The sequence below is a fragment of the Microbacterium sp. ANT_H45B genome (assembly GCF_008369345.1).
GTDB lineage: Bacteria > Actinomycetota > Actinomycetes > Actinomycetales > Microbacteriaceae > Microbacterium.
This window is the reverse complement of record NZ_VOBK01000002.1, coordinates 1,181,281-1,199,542: the sequence shown is the minus strand read 5'-3', so window position 1 is coordinate 1,199,542 and position 18,262 is coordinate 1,181,281. Positions and strand designations below refer to the sequence as shown.

The window sequence follows — 18,262 nt, the reverse complement described above, 5'->3', positions numbered from 1 at the left end:
CGTGCGGGAACCGGAAAGGGCGGCACCTCCGAGGAGGTGCCGCCCTTTCTCCTGAGAGGCCGTGTCAGCGCCCGGCGGCGGTGACGCCGAGGTCCTCGTCGTAGTCGTTGTCCTTGGTCTCCTTCGAGAGGAACAGCGCGATGAAGGTGAGAACGCCCATCGCCGACAGGTAGAGGCCGACGAGCCAGGGCGCGCCGTCACCGAGCTCCCACAGCCACAGCGCGACGATGGGAGCGAGCGCGGCGCCGAGGATCGACGACACGTTGTACGAGATCGCGGAGCCGGTGTAGCGCACGTTCGTCGGGAAGAGTTCGGGCAGCAGCGCGCCCATCGGACCGAACGTCGCCCCCATCAGCATGAAGCCGAACACGAGGAACGCCTGGGCGAGCGCACCCGTGAACTTGGGGTCGACCGCGGGCAGCAGGAAGGCGTTGAAGGTGAGACCGAACACGATGATGAGTCCGGTGACCCACATCAGCAGCCGGCGGCGCCCGATCTTGTCGGCGATGGGACCGGAGAGCAGCGTGAAGACACCGAAGAACACCACGCCGATGATCTGCATGAGCACGAAGTCGGTGTAGCCGAATCCGAGGCCCGGGTAGAACTGAGACGCGAAGGCGGCGGCGTCGAAGTCCTTGCCCGTCGCCTCGGCGGCGGCCTGAGCTGCGGCCGACGCGGTCTCGAGCGAGGCGGGCTTGGTGCCGTAGGCGAGGGTGAAGTTCGTCATCAGGTAGAACAGCACGTAGGTCGCCAGCATGATGAACGTGCCTAGGATGAGCTGCCGCCAGTGGTGGCGGAAGACGGTGGCGAGTGGCAGCTTGCGGATCGCGCCCTTCTTCTCGGCCTTAGTGAAGGTCTCGGACTCGACGAGCTTCAGCCGCACCCACAGTCCGATGATGACCATCACGGCGGAGAACAGGAACGGGATGCGCCAGCCCCACGACAGGAACGCCTCGGACTTGAGGGCGGGGTTCTCGGAGTGCGGCAGCAGCCAGTTGATCGTGAGGAAGAGCAGGTTCGCGATGATGAAGCCGAGCGGTGCTCCCAGCTGGGGGAACGTCCCGTACCAGGCGCGCTTGCCCTTGGGGGCGTTCTCGGTGGCGACCAGTGCGGCGCCCGACCACTCGCCGCCGAGGGCGAAGCCCTGCGCGAGGCGCAGGATCAGCAGCAGCAGTGCCGCCCACCAGCCGATCTGCTGGAACGTCGGCAGCAGGCCGATGACGAACGTCGCGATGCCCATCGTGAGCAGGGAGGCGACGAGCGTCGCCTTGCGGCCGAACTTGTCGCCGAAGTGTCCGAAGATCACCGCACCGATCGGGCGGGCGATCATCGCGGCGCCGAAGACGGCGAACGACGAGAGCAGCGAGGTCGTGTCGTTTCCGGTGGGGAAGAAGAGCACCGGGAAGACGAGCACCGCCGCCGTCGCATACGCGTAGAAGTCGTAGAACTCGATCGTGGTGCCGACGAGGCTCGCCGTGATGACGCGCGAACGCGGATTCGCCGGCGCTGTGGTCGTACTCATGCTGCTCCTTAGATCCGAGTGCCCTGGTATACCAGGGCACCGAGAGATCCTACGCCTTCCTGAACGTTTGCTGGGTGCGTATGACATCCCGTCGCAGCGCGTGCGTAGAGTCGAATGCGGATGCCGACGCCCACGGGAGGCGAGAAGATCGTGACGACGAGACTGCTGCTGATCGCCGACACCCATGTGCCCGCCCGTGCCAAGAGACTGCCCGCCGCGGTGCTGTCGGCGGTCGAGGAGGCCGACATCGTCGTGCACGCGGGCGACTGGATCGACGTCGCGACCCTGGATCTGCTCGAGTCACGAGCACGGCGGCTCGTGGGCGTCCACGGCAACAACGACGGCCCGGCGCTGCGCGAGCGGCTGCCCGAGATCGCTCGGCTGACGGTCGAGGGCGTCGAGGTGGCCGTGGTGCACGAGACCGGGCAGAAGCAGGGGCGAGAGAAGCGTATGGACGCCGCCTTCCCGGGGGTGGGCCTTCTCGTGTTCGGGCACTCCCACATCCCGTGGGACACGGTGGCCCCGTCGGGGATGCGCCTTCTGAATCCGGGGTCGCCGACGGATCGGCGCCGTCAGCCGGTGTGCACGATGATGTCGGTCACGATCGACGCCCGACGGATCGACGCCACGCTGGTGCCCCTGACCTGAGCCCTATTCCTCGGTGTCGCCGAGAGCGAGTTCCGAGACGAAGTCCGCGGTCGGAGCGAGCAGGTGCTCGAGTTCGAGGACGACGAGCCTGTTCGCTCCGGCGACGGTCGCGGGTGCCGGCACGAAGAGCGTGCGCTGCGGACCGTTGCGCCAGTAGCGGCCGAGGAAGAACCCGTTGACGAACGCGTACCCCTTGCTCCACGACGCGGTGTCGAGGAAGAGGTCTGCGGGGGCATCGAGGTCGACGTCCGCGACCCACGCGGATGGTCCGGCGAACGGCGCGCCCGACGGCTCTCCGCCGCGGGCGGTGATCTCCGCGGCGATCTCCGCGACATCGAGCGGTGTCGAGCGCCATCCGGTCAGGGGCGCGCCGTCGATGGTGGGGATGCCGATGAGGCCCTTCTGCTCGCCGAGCCGGTGGTCGTAGTTCACGCGACCCTGCTCTTCGACGAGGATGCTGAGTGTGCGGCCCGCGGGGACCCTCAGCGCGCGGTCGTGGCGGGCGCGCGAGAGCGTCCCGACGGCCTGGCCGTCGACGCTCACCCAGGCGAGGTCGCGCACCTCGTCGGTGACGAGAAGCCCTCCGTGGCCTCCCGGCAGCTCGATGTCGTAGCGGACGAGAGCGCTCAGGTGCTCGAGCTCGTCGAAGGTCGCCGGTGAATCGGCGCTCACGGACGCGTCGCCCGCGGCATCCGTCCACGCGCCCGCAGGCGCGAGCGGAACGGAGAACGCCGGCGAGGTCGTCGCGGCGGGTGGTCGCTCGTCGGGGACGGGGGCGTATCTGGCGATCACGTCGCGGAAGGCGAAGAACTTCGCCGTCGGATTCCCGGCCTCGTCGAGAGGGGCGTCGTAGTCGTACGAGGTGACGATCGGCAGGTAGCGGCCCTTGTGGTTGGCGCCGTTGGTGAGGCCGAAGTTCGTGCCGCCGTGGAACATGTAGATGTTCACCGACGCGCCGGCGGCGAGGAGTTTGTCGAGGTCGGAGGCCGCAGCCTCCACATCGGTGGTGTGGTGCACGCCGCCCCACCAGTCGAACCAGCCGTCCCAGAACTCGGAGCACATCAGGGGACCGGTGGGCTGGTGCGTGCGCAGGGTGGCGAGGCGCTCGGCGCTGCGTGAACCGAACGAGCCGGTCTTGTGCAGCTCGGGCAGGCTGCCGTCGGCGAGCATCTGATCGGTGGGCTGGTCGACCGTGGTGAGCGGGACGGTGATGCCCGCCTCGCGGGTCAGCGCGACGAGCGCCTGGAGGTAGTCCTTGTCGGAGCCGTAGGCGCCGTATTCGTTCTCGATCTGCACGAGCACGACGGAGCCGCCTCGGTCGATCTGCCGGGGAGCGACGATCTCGTAGACGCGGCGCAGGTAGTCGCTCACATCGGCCAGGTAGGAGGGCTCGGAGGAGCGGAGCTCGCGCTCGCCGGCGGTGAGCCAGTTCGGAAGCCCGCCGTTGTGCCATTCGGCGCAGATGTAGGGGCCGGGTCGGACGATCGCATCCATGCCCTCGGCCTGGATGAGATCGAGGAATCGACCGAGGTCGTTCCATCCCGTGGCATCCCACTCGCCACGCCGCGGCTCATGCGCGTTCCAGGCGACGTAGGTCTCGATCGTGTTCAGCCCCATCAGGCGTGCCTTGCGGATGCGGTCCTGCCACTGGTCGGGGTGCACCCGGAAGTAGTGGATGGCGCCTGAGATCACCCGGTGGGGGAGGCCGTCGCGGAGGAAATCGGTCTCGCCGATGGAGAAGGAGGTCACGATGAGGTGCTTTCGATGGGTGGGCCGGACGGGAGGATTCCCGTCCGGCCCAGACGTGCGATTACTTGTTGACGGCGAAGCCCTGCGAGTTGCCGTACTCGACCAGCGCGTCCTGCCAGGTCGTGAGGCCCTCGTTCAGGTCCGTGCCGTTCTGGTACGACTGGCCGACCGTGTCTCCGAAGATGCTGTTGCCGTAGACCTGGTAGGGCAGGTAGCTCCAGCCCTCGACGACGTCATCGGCCGCGGCCGCGAGGACCTCGTTGATCTTCTGACCGCCGAAGTACTCCGGGGCGTCCGCGAGGAACTCCTCGCTCGAGAGCTCGGCCGTGGTGGAGGGGAAGCCGCCGGACTCGAGGAAGGTCGAGATGCTGTCCTCCGAGTTGTTCAGCCACCACAGGAAGCCCGCGGCGAGCTCGGGGTTCTTGCTCTGCGAGGTCACGGCCTGACCGCCGCCGCCGTTCTCGGCGGACGCCGGGGTGCCGTCATAGGTCGGCATCGGCGCGACGCGCCAGTCGCCGGCTCCGTCGGGGGCGCCGGTGATGAGGTTGCCGGGCATCCAGGCGCCGATCACGAGGGTCGCGAGGCTGCCGTCGCCGAGAGCGCGGAACCACTCGTCGCTCCAGCTGCTGTACGGGGCGAGCAGGTCTTCCTCGACGAGGCGGTTCCAGTTCTCGGTCCACTTCTTCGATCCGTCGTCCTGCAGATCGATCGTCACGTCGGTGCCGGAGGTGGCGAACGGCTCGCCGCCCGCCTGCCAGATCATCGAGGTGGCGAAGCCCGCGTCGCCGGTGTCGTTGGTGATGTACGCGTCGGGGTTCGCCGCGTGGATCGTCTTGGCCGCCTCGTAGTACTCGTCCCACGTGGTGGGCACGGCGACGCCGGCGGCATCGAACACGGCCTTGTTGTAGAACAGCGCCATGGGGCCGGAGTCCTGCGGCAGGCCGTAGATCGCGTCGCCCTCGGTGACGGAGTTCCACGTCGAGGCGGTGTAGTCGTCCTCGAAGTCGGCGAAGCCGTACTGCGAGAGGTCGACGAACGCGTCGCTGAGAGTGAACTGCGGGAAGGCGTAGTACTCGATCTGCACGACGTCGGGGGCCCCGGAGCCGGCCTTGATCGCGTTCTGGAGCTTGGTGTACTCGTCCTTGTTGGTGCCCGCGTTGACCACGTTGACCTTCACGTTCGGGTACTCCTTCTCGAAGGCCTCGACCTGGGCCTCCGCAGACGGCGTCCACGACCAGTAAGTGATCTCGCCGCCCTTCTCGAGAGCGGCCTCGACGGAGTCGAACGAGCCGTCGCCGGCCGCGCCGCCGCCGCCGGAGTCGCCGGCGCTGCATCCCGCCAGCGCGAGCGCCGCGACGGTGCCGGCCGCGAGCACCGTGAGGGTGCGTCGGGCGGCGGGGGAGGGAAGGTGCTTCATTGCTGTGTCCTTTCGGGGGTGCGGTCCTTCATCGGACCGACGTCTTCGGTGCAGAGGATGCCGGGAGCTACTGCTTGACGCTGCCGGCGGTGAGACCTGACTGCCAGAAACGCTGCAGCAGCAGGAAGGCGATGACGATCGGGACGATCGTGAGCAGCGAGCCCATGATCACGAGGTTGTAGATCGGCTGGGAACCTGCGCCGATGGCCTGCGCGCTCCACTGGTTGAGACCCACGGTGAGGGGATACCAGGCGGGGTCGGAGAGCATGATCAGGGGTAGGAAGTAGTTGTTCCAGGTCGCGACCACGGTGAACAGGGTCACGGTCACGATGCCGGGCGCGAGGAGCCGCATCGAGATGGTGAAGAACGTGCGGAACTCGCCGGCGCCGTCGATACGGGCGGCCTCGAGCAGTTCGGTCGGCACCGATTCCGAGGCGAAGACCCAGATCAGGTACAGCCCGAAGGGACTGATGAGAGACGGGATGATGACCGCCCAGGGCGTGTTCGTGAGGCCCAGCTCGCTGAAGAGCAGGAACGTCGGCACGGCGAGGGCGGTGCCGGGCACCGCGACGGCACCGAGGACGACGGCGAAGACGGCGCGTCGGCCGGGGAAGCGGTACTTCGCGAGTCCGTAGCCGGCCATGGTCGCGAGCAGGGTCGCCCCTCCCGCACCCACCACGACGTAGAGGAGGGTGTTGCCCAGCCAGCGGAGGAAGATCCCGTCCTGGTACGAGAACGTGGCGACGAGGTTGTCGAAGAAGGCGAAGTCGTCGGAGAACCACAGGCCGAACGAGCTGAACAGTCCGGACTGCGTCTTGGTCGAGCTGAACAGCAGCCACACGAGCGGGATGAGCGTGTACAGCGCGTAGGCGACCATGACGATCAGCAGCGTCTTGGACTTGCGCGGGGTGAGCAGGTCGTGGCGCTTCTGCGAAGGGCGGGCGAGGGGGAGTGCCATGTCAGCGCACCTCAGACTTCGAGCCGCGCAGCTGCACGACGTAGGCGATCACCGCGGTGATGACGCCCATGATGATGGCGATCGTCGCGGCGTAATTGAACTGCTGTCCCGCGAACGAGAGGTTGTACGCGTACATGTTGGGGGTGAAGTACGTCGTGATCACGTTCGGGGCGAGCGGACGCAGGATGTTGGGCTCGTTGAAGAGCTGGAAGCTGCCGATGACCGAGAAGATCGTCGCGATCACGAGGGCACCGCGGACGTTCGGGATCTTGATCGAGAAGATCGTGCGCCACGCTCCGGCGCCGTCGAGGGACGCTGCCTCGTACATGTCGGTCGGGATCGTCTTGAGCGACGAATAGAAGATCAGCATGTTGTAGCCGACGAACTGCCAGGTGACGATGTTGCCGATCGAGACCAGGATCCACTCCCTGGCGAACGGGGTGATGAGGTCGCTGCCGAGGAAGTCGTTGACGTTCGAGGTCAGACCGAACTGGTCGCCGTAGATGTATCCCCACATGAGCACCGCGACGACGGCGGGCACCGCGTAGGGCAGGAAGATCAGGATGCGGAAGAACGCCGCGCCCCGAAGCCGGGCGCTGTCGAGGGCGAGCGCCGCGGCCAGGGCCAGGACCAGCATGATCGGCACCTGCACCACGAGGAACAGCACGACGCGGCCGAAGGCCTCCCAGAACTGAGGGTCGGTGAGTGCGCGCACGTAGTTGTCGACGCCGACGAAGGCGGTTCCGCCGATGAGCTTCTCCTGGAAGAAGCTCAGGTAGAGCGCGTATGCGAGCGGGGTGAGGAACACCAGGGCGAAGACGACCATGAAGGGGCCGACGAAGGCCCATCCCTTCCAGTCGCGCTTGTCGCGCCGGCGGGTGCCGTGAGCCGCCAGGGCGACGGAGTCGTGTGTCGTCATCGACGAGAACCTTCTTACGGATTGGGCGCTCACTGCGCCGTGTGTCAACGTCAACATATTCGACGCACTGCTAGTGTGTCAACGTCAACACATGAATGGATGATCGATCGTGACTTCGGAACAGCCGGCAGAGCCGCCGCAGCGGCGGAGAGATCCGTCGATGGAGGACGTCGCGCGCGAAGCCGGGGTCTCCGGGCAGACCGTCTCGCGTGTCGTGAACGCGCGCGGGTATGTGGGCGCGGCGACGAGGGAGCGCGTCGAAGACGCCATGCAGCGCCTGGGCTACCGGCCCAACAGCGCAGCGCGCGCGCTGAGGTCGGGGCGGTTCCGGGCCCTCGGCGTCATCATGTTCTCGTTCAGCTCCTACGGCAATCAGCGCACTCTCGACGCGATCGCCGTGCGCGCATCCCAGCGGGGCTACGCGCTGACCCTCATCCCCGTCGAGTCGACGGCGAGGGACACCGTCGCCGGGGCGTTCCGCCGGCTGGAGGAGCACGCTGTCGACGGCATCATCATCGTGATCGAGGCCCACCAGCTCGATGAAGCGGAGGTCGAGATCCCCGACGGGATGCCCGTGGTGCTGGTCGACTCGAACCGCGGAGATGCGCACCCCTTCGTCGACACCGATCAGGCCCAGGGGGCGCGCCTCGCCACCGAGCATCTGCTCGAACTCGGGCACGCGACGGTCTGGCATGTGGCAGGACCCGCGAAGTCGTACTCCGCCGAGCGTCGCCGGGAGTCCTGGCGGCAGACGCTCGAGTCGCGCGGCGTCAAGGCGCCCGAGCCGCTGCAGGGCGACTGGACTGCCGAGTCCGGCTATCTGGCGGGACTCCGCCTGCGGGATGACCGCACGGTGACGGCCGTTTTCGCCGCGAACGACCAGATGGCGATCGGCGTCGTCCGGGCGTTCCGCGAGGCCGGACGAGACATCCCCGGCGACGTCAGCGTGGTCGGATTCGACGGTCTGCCCGATGCCGCCCAGCTCTGGCCGCCGCTGACCACCGTGCAGCAGCACCCTGAGAAGGTCGGCGCGCTGGCCGTCGACGCGCTGCTCGCCGAACTCGACGGGAGAGCGCGCGCGCAGACCCCGCTCGTGGGCACCGAGCTCATCGTGCGCGAGAGCACCGCGCCGCCGCGCTGACCGCAGCCGCCCGCGCTTCGTCGTCTCGTCGTCTGAGGGGGCGGCTCAGTGCGAGATCGTGGCGATCGCGAGGTTCGCGGCCGGAGGTCAGCCGCGCAGGTCGCGCACCACGAGAGCCGTGCGCAGTGCCGCATCCGCCGCCTCTGCGCCCTTGTCCTCCTTCGAGCCCTCGAGCCCGGCGCGATCGAGGCCCTGCTTCTCGTCGTCGAGGGTGAGGACGCCGAAACCGACCGGCTTACCCGCGTCGAGCGACACCCGGGTGAGCCCGTCGGTGGTCGCGGCCGACACGTACTCGAAGTGCGGGGTGCCGCCGCGGATGATCACTCCGAGGGCGACGACGGCATCCGCCCCACCCGCGAATGCGGCCTGGGCGGCGACGGCCAGCTCGAACGACCCGGGCACGCGGGCGAGCCGGTATGCCGCATCCGCCTCGTCCAGGACGCGCTGCGCCCCGGCGATCAGCCCGTCGGTGATCACGTCGTGCCATGTGCCCGCGACGATGACGACCTTGAGTCCGCGTCCGTCGATCTTCTCGGTCCTGGGTGCTCCTGCGCCGCTCATTGCTCGTCCTTCCGTCCGTCGGCGAGAGCCTCTGCGAGCTCCGCCTCACCGATGATGTGACCCATCCGGTCACGCTTGGTCTCCAGATACTGGTGGTTGTTCGGGCCGACGCCCACGATCAGCGGCACCTGCTCGACGACATCGAGACCGAGGCTGCGCAGCTGGTTCACCTTGTCGGTGTTGTTGGTCAGCAGGCGCACCCTCGAGACGCCGAGATCGGTGAGGATGCCGGCCGCCGCCGCGTAGTCGCGCGCATCGGCGGGGAGGCCGAGCGCGAGGTTCGCATCGACGGTGTCGAGGCCCTCCTCCTGCAGGCTGTACGCGCGCAGCTTGTTGATCAGGCCGATCCCGCGGCCCTCGTGACCGCGCATGTAGATGACGATCCCGCCGTCCTTCTCGATCGCGTCCAGTGCGGCGTCGAGCTGCGGACCGCACTCGCATTTCAGCGAGCCGAAGGCCTCACCCGTCAGGCACTCCGAGTGCACGCGCACGAGGGCTGTCTCGCCCGGCTCCCCGGAGACGACGGCGATGTGGTCTGTGCCGGTCACCCTGTCCTTGTAGGCGAGGAAGCGGAACGTGCCGTGCGTGGTGGGGACCGTGGCATCCGCACGCAGACTGACGCGACGACTCGCGCGCTCGGCGGACCAGCCGGTGGGGTCGCTCTCGGTGAGGTGCGCGATCAGCTGCTCGATCGTGATCACGGGCACGCCGTCGCGTTCGCCGAGCTCCAGCAGCCCGGGCAGGCGCATCATGTTGCCGTCTTCGGCGACGACCTCGGCGATCGCGCCGACCGGCCGCAGCCCCGCGAGCTTCATCAGGTCGACCGCGGCCTCGGTGTGTCCGCTGCGTTCGCGCACGCCGCCGTCGACGGCGCGCAGCGGCAGCACATGCCCAGGTCGGATGATGCTCGTCGCGGTCGAGGCCGGGTTCGCGAGCACGTTGAGGGTGTGCGCGCGATCGTGGGCGCTGATTCCCGTGGTCACGCCCTCTGCGGCGTCGACGCTGACGGTGTACGCGGTCGACCTGGCGTCTTCGGAGGCGGCGACCATGGGCGGGAGGTTCAGGCTGTCGGCGAGATCCGTCGGCATCGGGGCGCAGATGAATCCCGACGACCAGCGCACCGTCCAGGCGACCCACTCGGGTGTCGCGAGCTCGGCGGAGAGGATGACGTCGCCCTCGTTCTCTCGGTTCTCATCGTCCGCGACGAGTACCGGGCGCCCGGCACGAAGGGCTTCGAGGGCCTCGGGGATGGTGGAAAGGCTCATCGTGAGCCTCCTTCCGGTGCTGCCCGGAACGCCAGCAGGCGCTCGACGTGACGGGCGAGGATGTCGGTCTCGAGGTTCACGCGGTCGCCGACCGCGCGGACTCCGAGGGTGGTGGCGGCGAGGGTCTCGGGGATCAGCGAGACCTCGAGCCAGTGCTCTGCCGCGTCGGCGGCGCTCACGGCGCTCACGGTGAGCGAGGTGCCGTCGATCGAGATCGATCCCTTGTCGACGACGAGCGGGGCGAGGTCGTCGGGCAGTCCGATGCGCAGAACGCTCCATTGCTCGCCGGGCCGGACCTCGAGGACGAGGCCGACTCCGTCGACGTGCCCCTGCACGATGTGTCCGCCCAGGCGAGCGCCCACCGGCATGGCCTTCTCGATGTTGACCCGGGTGCCCACGCTCGCCCCGCCGAGGGCCGCGACGTCGAGTGTCTGCTTCATGACGTCGGCGTCGAAGGTATCGGGCGTCGAACCCACGACGGTCAGGCAGACGCCCGAGACCGCGATGGACTCGCCATGAACGGCGTCGGACGCGGCGCGCGGAGCGCGCACCGTCAGGCGCCATCCGTCGCCGGCGGGCGCGATCGCCGTGATCTCGCCGATCTCCTCGATGATTCCCGTGAACATCAGGCGACTCCTTCTTCGGTGCGTGGTTCCGTGGGCGATCCCGTGGGCGCGGGGGTGGAGGGGTCCGCGTCGGGCGCGGGATGCGCGACGGCCAGCAGGTCGTTGCCCAGCGGCACCCACTCGTCGATCGTCAGCCGGTGCGCGCCGCCGATCGACGCGACGCCGATGTCGGTGAGGGCGAGCCGATCACCGCCCAGCAGTACCGGGGCGAGGTAGACGAGCACGCGGTCGGCGAGGCCCGCGGCCACGAAGGCGCTGGCCAGGGTGGGGCCACCCTCGACGAACACGCTCTGGATCCCGCGCTCATGGAGGTCAGCGAGGACAGCGGACAGATCGTGCGTGTCGTGGAAGATCGGCGGGTGCGGATGGCGGCGGATCGCGGCGTCGTCGGGTGTGGGGCGCGCGCCGATCACGACGGGGACGGGCTGGTGCGCGTACAGCGTCTCGCCGTCGCGTGCCGTGAGCGAGGGATCGTCGGCGCGCACGGTGCCCGTGCCGACGACGATCGCGTCGGCGAGAGAGCGGCGGCGGTGCACGTCGGCGCGGGCGACAGGGCCGGTGATCCACTGGCTGGTGCCGTCGGATGCCGCGGCCCGGCCATCGAGCGACTGCGCCCACTTCACGGTGACGTGCGGGCGCCCGAGATGCTGGGCCGTGAGCCATCCGTCGATGATCGCGTGAGCGGTCTCGGCCTGCTCGCCGGAGTCGACGCTCACTCCCGCCGCCCGCAGCCGCTCGGCTCCGCCGCCGGAGACCTCGCCGGGATCGTCGAGGGCGTAGACGACACGGGCGACGCCCGCCTCGATGAGGGCGAGCGCGCACGGCCCGGTGCGGCCCGTGTGGTTGCAGGGTTCGAGAGTGACCACCGCGGTCGCGCCTCGGGCTGCACCCGGTGCGAGCTTCGAGAGCGCGTCGACCTCGGCGTGCGGGGTGCCCGCACCCTGATGCCAGCCCTCGGAGAGCACGCTGCCGTCGGGGGAGAGGATGACCGCGCCCACCTGCGGGTTCACACCGCGGGGGCCGAGCGCCGCGAGGTCGAGCGCTCGGGTCATCGCCCGGCGTTCCGTCTCGTTCACTGCCATCCGTCGTCCTCTCTGAGGCTCCGGGGATTCCCTCGAGGGGAGAGGCAGACAGAACGTGCGCGCAGCGGCGCACCGTGCTGCCTCCCTTCCGGACTAGCGAGGCTGGGCCTCGCACCACCGTCGGTCCCGGAATTCCACCGGATCGGCATCTCGGAGAACCGAGACGCTCGCGGACTGTCACCGCCGGTTCGGATTCTCACCGACCCCGGAGCACGTTGTTGCTCTGAGTGTACAAGGCGCGTCCTGGTGCATTTCATTCCGCGTCGGCGTGCTACTTGTCATTCCGCGTCGGCGTGCTACTTGAGCAGTCGAGACAGCCGACGATCCGCGAGCGGCTTGCCGCCGGTCTGGCAGGTCGGGCAGTACTCGAGCGAACGGTCGGCGAAGAAGACGCTGCGCACCGTGTCGCCGCAGACGGGGCAGGCCTCACCCCGGCGGGCATGCACCTGCATCCCTCGCCGCTTGGCGTCTTTGAGGTCGGCCGGCGGCTTGCCCGACGCCTCGGCGATCGCCTCGGTGAGGGTGGACTGCATGGCGGTGAAGAGCCGATCGACCTCTTCGCCGCCCAGCGTGGCGGCGATCGCATACGGCGACATCCGAGCGGCGTGCAGGATCTCGTCGGAGTACGCATTGCCGATCCCCGCGATCACGCCCTGGTCGCGCAGCAGACCCTTGATCTGGGTCCGACGACCGTCGAGCAGCCCACCGAACGCCTCCCGGGTGAAGCCCTGCGACAGAGGATCCGGTCCGAGGCGGGCGATGCCGGGCACCTGCTCGGGATCGCGCACCACATATACGGCGAGGGACTTCTTGGTCCCCGCCTCCGTGAGATCGAAACCGCTCTCGTCGTCGAGCGCCACCCGCACCGCGATCGGCGACTTGCCCGGCTTGATCGGCGTCGTGGGCAGCGTCTCATACCAGCGAAGCCACCCGGCCTTCGCGAGATGGAACACGAGATGCAGGTCGGTGCCGCAGGAGAGCACGATGAACTTGCCCCGTCGCGAGACACCGGTGATCTTCGCGCCGTGCAGCGCGGTGTTCGGCGGGTCGTAGGTCTTGAGGGCGGCGATCGCGCCCACGCTCGTGCGGATGATGGTGCGCCCCACCGCTCGCTCCTCGAGGAACGAGGTCAGGCCCTGGACTTCCGGCATCTCAGGCATGCGCCCATCCTGCCACCCACCGCCGACACCCGGCCAGGGCAGGCGGATGCTAGAGGGTCGGCCACTCCACCGGGGTGCGGTCGTCGGTCGCGAGGAGGCCGCCGAACCAGCCGTCGTCCCGGCCGCGATCACTGGTGAGAGCGCTCCTCCCCAGGCCCTCGTAGCGGAAGCCGAGGGCTCGCGCCGAGCGGGCCGAGGCGATGTTGCCGGCGACGGCGCGCCACCCGATCCTGGCGAGGCCGAGATCCTCGAATCCCCAGTCGATGACGGCGCGGGCGGCCTCGACCAGAAAGCCGTGGCCCCGCGCCGGGGCCGCGACCCAGTAGCCGAGCTCGGCGTCCCCGCCGGTGTGGTGCTCGTGGATGTGGTGCAGCCCGATCGAGGCGACCAACTCGCCGTCGCGGTACGCGCACCAGATGGTCTGACTGCCGTCCGCCCACCATTCCCCGATCAGGCGGACATATCCTTCGCCGTGCTCCCGCGTGTACGGGCTCGGCACGGTCGTCCAGCGGGGGATCTCGGGGTCCTGGCACGCTGTCGTGATCGCCGCGACATCGGACGCGTCCGGCGTGCGCAGGACGAGACGCTCCGTGGTGAGGATGACCGGTTCCATCCGTGCATCCTACGAGGGAGGGGGGAGAGCCCGAGCTGCGGACCCCGTGTCGGTGGCCGCGGCTAGGCTTATCCGGTGACTGTGCCGGGGATTCTGCGCGCCTTGGAAGAGGCCTCTCTTTTTCGTGACGCCCTGACGTGGGCCCAGACCGACGCCGATCTCGGCCTGGTCGACGGGCTCGATGCGCCGACGCTCGCGGGGCTGCTCGACAAGCGGCGTGCCGCGGGGCATCCGGCCGCGCTGCTCACCGTCGTGCCGACCGGGAGGCGGGCTGAGAGCCTCGCCGCGGCACTCGCCGCGTACATCCCCGATGCCGAGGTGCTCACCTTCCCGGCGTGGGAGACGCTGCCGCACGAGCGGCTCAGCCCCAGCCCCGACACCGTCGGTCAGCGTCTGCAGACCCTGCGACGCATCGCCGACTGGTCGGGGGACCACCCGCTGATCGTCGTGGCGTCGGTGCGCGCGGCGCTGCAGCCGATCGCCGGGAACCTCGGCGAGATCCCTCCGCTCGACCTCAGGGCGGGCGGACGCGGTCACGAGCTCGAGCGCGTCGTCGAGCAGCTGGTCGAACGCGCCTACTCGCGCGTCGACATGGTCTCGCGACGCGGCGAGTTCGCCGTGCGCGGAGGCATCCTTGACGTCTTCCCCGCGATTTCCGAGCACCCGTTCCGCATCGAGTTCTTCGGCGACGAGATCGATCAGATCCGAGCGTTCTCCGTCGCCGACCAGCGTTCCCTCCCTGGGGCGATCGAGGCCGTCGACCTCCCGCCGAGCCGCGAGCTGCTGCTGACCCCCGACGTGCGCGATCGCGCCCGCGCGCTGATCGCCGGGTTCCCCGCGATCGCCGGCATGCTCGAGAAGATGTCCGAGGGCATCCCCGTCGAGGGGATGGAGTCGCTGCTGCCCGCCGTCTCGGGGCCGCTCAAGTCGCTTGCCGAATATCTGCCCGAGGGCAGCGCGACGGCCGTCGTCGACCCCGAGCGCTCCAGCGCCAGGGCGATCACGCTCGGTGAGACCAACCGCGAGTTCCTCGACGCGGCGTGGAGCGCGGCCACCTCCGGCGCCTCGGCGCCCATCGACCTCGGCGCCGGGGACTTCCTCACCATCGCGCGGCTGCGCGAGGTCGTCCGCGACCGCGGTGGCGTGTGGTGGCGTCTGAGCCCGTTCGCGATGGGCGGCGAAGACGCCGAGACGATCGACGCGACGGTGATCCCCTCGTTCCACGGCAATGTCGACGGCGCGATCTCGTTCGTCGACGCCAAGGTCGCGGAGGGCTGGCGTGTCGTCGTCATCGCGACAGGGACGGGTCTGGTCGATCGTGCGCGTGACGTGCTGTCCGACCGCGGCGTCGCGGCCCGCGTCGTGACGGAGCTGATCGCGGCCCCCGATGGCGGCGTCGCGACCCTCGTCTGCGGATCCGTCGAGGCCGGCTTCCAGATCGCCGAGGCGAAGCTCGCCGTCCTCACCGACAACGAGTTCTACGGACGCACGATCGGCGGCGACCAGCGCGTCGTCAAGAAGCTCGCGTCGCGGCGCAAGAACGTCGTCGACCCGCTGCAGCTCACGCAGGGCGACTACGTCGTCCACAACACGCACGGCATCGGCCGTTTCGTCGAGATGACCCAGCGCGAGGTCTCCACCGGGGGACGCAACGCGACCAAGTCGGTGCGCGACTACCTCGTGCTGGAGTACGCCCCCTCGAAGCGCGGCTACCCGGGCGACAAGCTCTTCGTGCCGACCGATCAGCTCGACTCGCTCTCGAAGTACGTGGGCGGCGAGGGGCCGACACTGTCCAAGATGGGCGGCAGCGACTGGTCGCAGGCCAAGGGCAAGGCCCGCAAGGCGGTGCGCGACATCGCCGTCGAGCTGGTCAAGCTCTACTCGGCCCGCATGAGTGCGAAGGGGCACGCGTTCGGCCCGGACACCCCCTGGCAGCGCGAGCTCGAAGAGGCGTTCCCGTTCGCCGAGACCCCGGATCAGCTGCAGACGATCGATGAGATCAAGGCCGATATGGAGCGCCCGATCCCGATGGACCGCCTGCTCTCCGGCGACGTCGGCTTCGGCAAGACCGAGGTCGCGGTACGAGCGGCGTTCAAGGCGATCCAGGACGGCAAGCAGGTCGCGATGCTCGTGCCGACGACGCTCCTGGTGAAGCAGCACCTCGAGACGTTCACCGAGCGCTTCGCAGGGTTCCCGGTGAAGGTGCGTCCGCTGTCGCGGTTCCAGACCGACAAGGAGGCGCGGCTGACCCTCGACGGCCTGCTCGACGGCACGGTCGACATGGTGATCGGCACGCACCGCATCCTCACCGACCAGGTCATGTTCAAGGACCTCGGGCTGATGATCATCGACGAGGAGCAGCGTTTCGGCGTCGAGCACAAGGACACGCTCAAGAAGATGAAGACGAACGTCGACATCCTCGCCATGAGCGCGACCCCCATCCCGCGCACGCTCGAGATGGCGGTGACCGGCATCCGCGAGATGTCGACGCTCGCGACGCCACCGGAGGACCGGCATCCGATCCTCTCGTTCGTCGGGCCCCGCAGCGACAAGCAGATCACCGCGGCGATCCGTCGCGAGATCCTCCGCGAGGGGCAGGTGTTCTTCGTGCACAACCGCGTGCAGTCGATCCAGCGCGTCGCCGCGCAGCTCGCCGAGCTCGTGCCGGAGGCGCGCATCGCGGTCGCTCACGGTCAGATGGGCGAGCACGCGCTCGAGCAGGTCGTCGACGACTACTACGAGCGCAAGTTCGACGTGCTGGTCTCGACGACGATCATCGAGACCGGTCTCGACATCTCGAACGCGAACACCATCATCATCGACCGCGCCGACAAGTACGGCCTGAGCCAGCTGCACCAGCTGCGCGGACGCGTCGGTCGCGGTCGTGAGCGGGCCTACGCCTACTTCCTGTACGACGAGATGAAGCCGCTCAGCGAGACCGCCGCGGATCGTCTGCAGACCATCGCGGTGAACAACGATCTCGGCTCCGGCATGCAGGTGGCGCTCAAGGACCTCGAGCTGCGCGGAGCGGGAAATCTGCTCGGCGGCGAGCAGGCCGGTCACATCGCCGGGGTCGGCTTCGACCTCTACCTGCGCATGATCGGCGAGGCCGTCGCGACCTTCCGCGGCGAGGACGTCGAGTCGGGTCAGGAGCTGCGGCTCGAGCTCCCTCTGGATGCGCGCATCCCCGAGTACTACATCGACAGCGAGCGGCTGCGCCTCGAGGCATATCAGAAGCTGTCGGCGGCGTCGGCGGCCACCGCGAAGGACGACGCCATCGACCTCGTGATCGACGAGCTCACCGACCGATACGGCACCCCGCCCGCCGAGGTCGAGGGACTCATCGCGGTCGCCCGACTGCGCCGGCGAGCCGCGCGCGCGGGACTCGCCGACGTCGTGGTGATGGGGTCGAACCTGCGCATCGCCCCGGCCCGGCTCGAGGATTCGATCCAGATGCGTCTGCGGCGCCTGTACCCCAAGGCCAAGCTGGTCTCGGGCGGCGAAGCGCTGGTCGTGCCGATGCCCACCGTGCCCGCCGCGGTCGGCGTCGGACTCGAGCCGCTGCAGGATGCCGAGCTCCTCGACTGGGTCGGGCAGCTGTTCACGGCGATCTTCCCCGAGCCCGCCCCCGAGCCCGCCCCGGAGCCCGTCCGGGTCTCGTGAGGGGCGGACGAGGCCCTCGTGAGGGCCGAGGCGTCAGAGCGAGAAGCCGCCGTCCGACGTGAGCACCTGTCCGACGATCCACGAGCCCGCATCGGTGCAGAGCCACCCGATCAGCTGCGCGGGGTCGTCGGGGCGCCCGACCCGGCCGAACGGGGTGCCCGCGATCCAGTCGGCGACCCCGGTCAGGTCGCGGTCGGTGGTGTCCTCGTCGAGGTACCCGGTGTTCACCGGACCGGGGTTGACGGTGTTCAGGACGATCCCGACGTCGAGCAGCTCGGCGGCCGTCGACCGGGTGATCCCCGCGAGGGCGGCCTTGCTGGTCGCATAGGCGATCTCTCCGCGCATCGCGCCGTGTCCCTGGCCCGAGGTCATCCAGATCACGTGCCCGGTGGGGTTCGCGAACGGGCCGAGCGCGTCGATCCGGTCGCCGGGGCGGGCATCGGCCGTCGCCGGGCGGCCCAGCTCGGTCCGCTTCCGCCGCGCGAAACCCGCCGTCAGCAGCAGGCTGGCGCGGGCGTTGGCCTGCCAGTGCGCATCGAGGTGCTCGGCCGTCATGTCGAAGATCGAGCCGTCGCCGCCGCTGCGCGCCTGATTGCAGACGACGATGTCGAGCCGACCGGTCAGACCGCAGGCCGCGTCCAGGAGCGACTCGACGGCGTCGGCGTCGCGCAGGTCGGCATGCAGGTCGCTCATCACCGCACCGGGCGCGAGGGACTCTCGGATGCCGTCGCGCACCGCATCCAGATCGTCGCCGCCCCAGGGGTGATCGAGGTCGTGCGGGCGGTAGTGGTGCAGGAAGACGCTGGCGCCGAGGGCTGTGAGAGTGCGAGCGGTCGCGAATCCGATGCCGCGACGGCGCGAGACGCCGGTGACGAGCGCCGTGCGTCCGGCGAGGGGAAGAGGGTGTGCGTGCATGGGCGTGCCTTTCGATCGTGGTG

Annotated in this window: 15 protein-coding genes; 3 read left to right on the top strand and 12 right to left on the bottom strand. The window is 69.2% G+C overall.

Translation table 11 applies throughout. The features are described 5' to 3' along the window. Nucleotides 1–64: 64 nt before the first annotated feature. Nucleotides 65–1,522, bottom strand: a complete 1,458-nt coding sequence (locus FQ142_RS12210) for an MFS transporter (RefSeq protein WP_149423447.1) — start codon at nucleotides 1,520–1,522, stop codon at nucleotides 65–67. Nucleotides 1,523–1,672: 150 nt separating this feature from the next. Between FQ142_RS12210 and FQ142_RS12205 the strand changes: the two genes are divergently transcribed. After that, complete coding sequence (locus FQ142_RS12205) at nucleotides 1,673–2,170, top strand: metallophosphoesterase family protein (RefSeq protein ID WP_223145291.1); 498 nt, start codon at nucleotides 1,673–1,675, stop codon at nucleotides 2,168–2,170. A 3-nt stretch (nucleotides 2,171–2,173) separates the two neighbouring features. Here the strand turns inward: FQ142_RS12205 and FQ142_RS12200 are convergent, their stop codons facing one another. The 4 genes from FQ142_RS12200 to FQ142_RS12185 all read right to left on the bottom strand — a co-directional run bounded on the left by FQ142_RS12200 (nucleotide 2,174) and on the right by FQ142_RS12185 (nucleotide 7,213). Next, nucleotides 2,174–3,919 (bottom strand): glycoside hydrolase family 35 protein, encoded by a 1,746-nt coding sequence (locus FQ142_RS12200; protein ID WP_149423445.1) that lies wholly within the window; start codon nucleotides 3,917–3,919, stop codon nucleotides 2,174–2,176. 61 nt (nucleotides 3,920–3,980) lie between these two features. Continuing rightward, entirely contained in the window at nucleotides 3,981–5,336 is a 1,356-nt protein-coding gene (locus FQ142_RS12195; protein ID WP_149423444.1) for an ABC transporter substrate-binding protein, read from the bottom strand. A gap of 67 nt (nucleotides 5,337–5,403) precedes the next feature. After that, complete coding sequence (locus FQ142_RS12190; RefSeq protein ID WP_149423443.1) at nucleotides 5,404–6,294, bottom strand: carbohydrate ABC transporter permease; 891 nt, start codon at nucleotides 6,292–6,294, stop codon at nucleotides 5,404–5,406. Nucleotide 6,295: 1 nt separating this feature from the next. Further along, nucleotides 6,296–7,213, bottom strand: coding sequence for a carbohydrate ABC transporter permease (locus FQ142_RS12185; RefSeq protein ID WP_149423442.1), 918 nt, complete (start codon nucleotides 7,211–7,213; stop codon nucleotides 6,296–6,298). A gap of 160 nt (nucleotides 7,214–7,373) precedes the next feature. Between FQ142_RS12185 and FQ142_RS12180 the strand changes: the two genes are divergently transcribed. Continuing rightward, nucleotides 7,374–8,354, top strand: coding sequence for a LacI family DNA-binding transcriptional regulator (locus tag FQ142_RS12180; RefSeq protein WP_149423539.1), 981 nt, complete (start codon nucleotides 7,374–7,376; stop codon nucleotides 8,352–8,354). A gap of 87 nt (nucleotides 8,355–8,441) precedes the next feature. Here FQ142_RS12180 and ribH read toward each other — a convergent pair whose 3' ends face one another. The 6 genes from ribH to FQ142_RS12150 all read right to left on the bottom strand — a co-directional run bounded on the left by ribH (nucleotide 8,442) and on the right by FQ142_RS12150 (nucleotide 13,661). Then, the gene (gene ribH, locus FQ142_RS12175) at nucleotides 8,442–8,915 is read right to left on the bottom strand and encodes a 6,7-dimethyl-8-ribityllumazine synthase (RefSeq protein WP_149423441.1); all 474 of its coding nucleotides are present in this window, start codon (nucleotides 8,913–8,915) and stop codon (nucleotides 8,442–8,444) included. Beyond that, on the bottom strand, nucleotides 8,912–10,180 hold the full coding sequence (ribA, locus tag FQ142_RS12170) for a GTP cyclohydrolase II (protein WP_149423440.1): 1,269 nt from the start codon (nucleotides 10,178–10,180) through the stop codon (nucleotides 8,912–8,914). The genes ribH and ribA overlap by 4 nt, the downstream gene beginning before the upstream one ends. After that, nucleotides 10,177–10,806, bottom strand: coding sequence for a riboflavin synthase (locus FQ142_RS12165; RefSeq protein ID WP_056415913.1), 630 nt, complete (start codon nucleotides 10,804–10,806; stop codon nucleotides 10,177–10,179). Before FQ142_RS12165 ends, ribA begins: the two co-directional genes overlap by 4 nt. After that, a complete protein-coding gene (ribD, locus tag FQ142_RS12160) occupies nucleotides 10,806–11,888 on the bottom strand; it encodes a bifunctional diaminohydroxyphosphoribosylaminopyrimidine deaminase/5-amino-6-(5-phosphoribosylamino)uracil reductase RibD (protein ID WP_149423439.1) in 1,083 nt (360 codons plus the stop codon). The genes FQ142_RS12165 and ribD overlap by 1 nt, the downstream gene beginning before the upstream one ends. A 296-nt stretch (nucleotides 11,889–12,184) precedes the next feature. Then, a complete protein-coding gene (locus tag FQ142_RS12155; protein WP_149423438.1) occupies nucleotides 12,185–13,048 on the bottom strand; it encodes an Fpg/Nei family DNA glycosylase in 864 nt (287 codons plus the stop codon). A 49-nt stretch (nucleotides 13,049–13,097) separates the two neighbouring features. Continuing rightward, nucleotides 13,098–13,661: a GNAT family N-acetyltransferase gene (locus FQ142_RS12150; RefSeq protein WP_149423437.1), complete on the bottom strand. Its 564-nt coding sequence runs from the start codon at nucleotides 13,659–13,661 to the stop codon at nucleotides 13,098–13,100. Between the two features lie 75 nt (nucleotides 13,662–13,736). Here FQ142_RS12150 and mfd point away from each other — a divergent pair, with 75 nt between their 5' ends. Continuing rightward, entirely contained in the window at nucleotides 13,737–17,324 is a 3,588-nt protein-coding gene (gene mfd / locus FQ142_RS12145) for a transcription-repair coupling factor (RefSeq protein WP_188042380.1), read from the top strand. 33 nt (nucleotides 17,325–17,357) lie between these two features. Here mfd and FQ142_RS12140 read toward each other — a convergent pair whose 3' ends face one another. Then, the gene (locus tag FQ142_RS12140) at nucleotides 17,358–18,239 is read right to left on the bottom strand and encodes an SDR family oxidoreductase (RefSeq protein WP_149423436.1); all 882 of its coding nucleotides are present in this window, start codon (nucleotides 18,237–18,239) and stop codon (nucleotides 17,358–17,360) included. Between the last annotated feature and the right edge of the window lie 23 nt (nucleotides 18,240–18,262).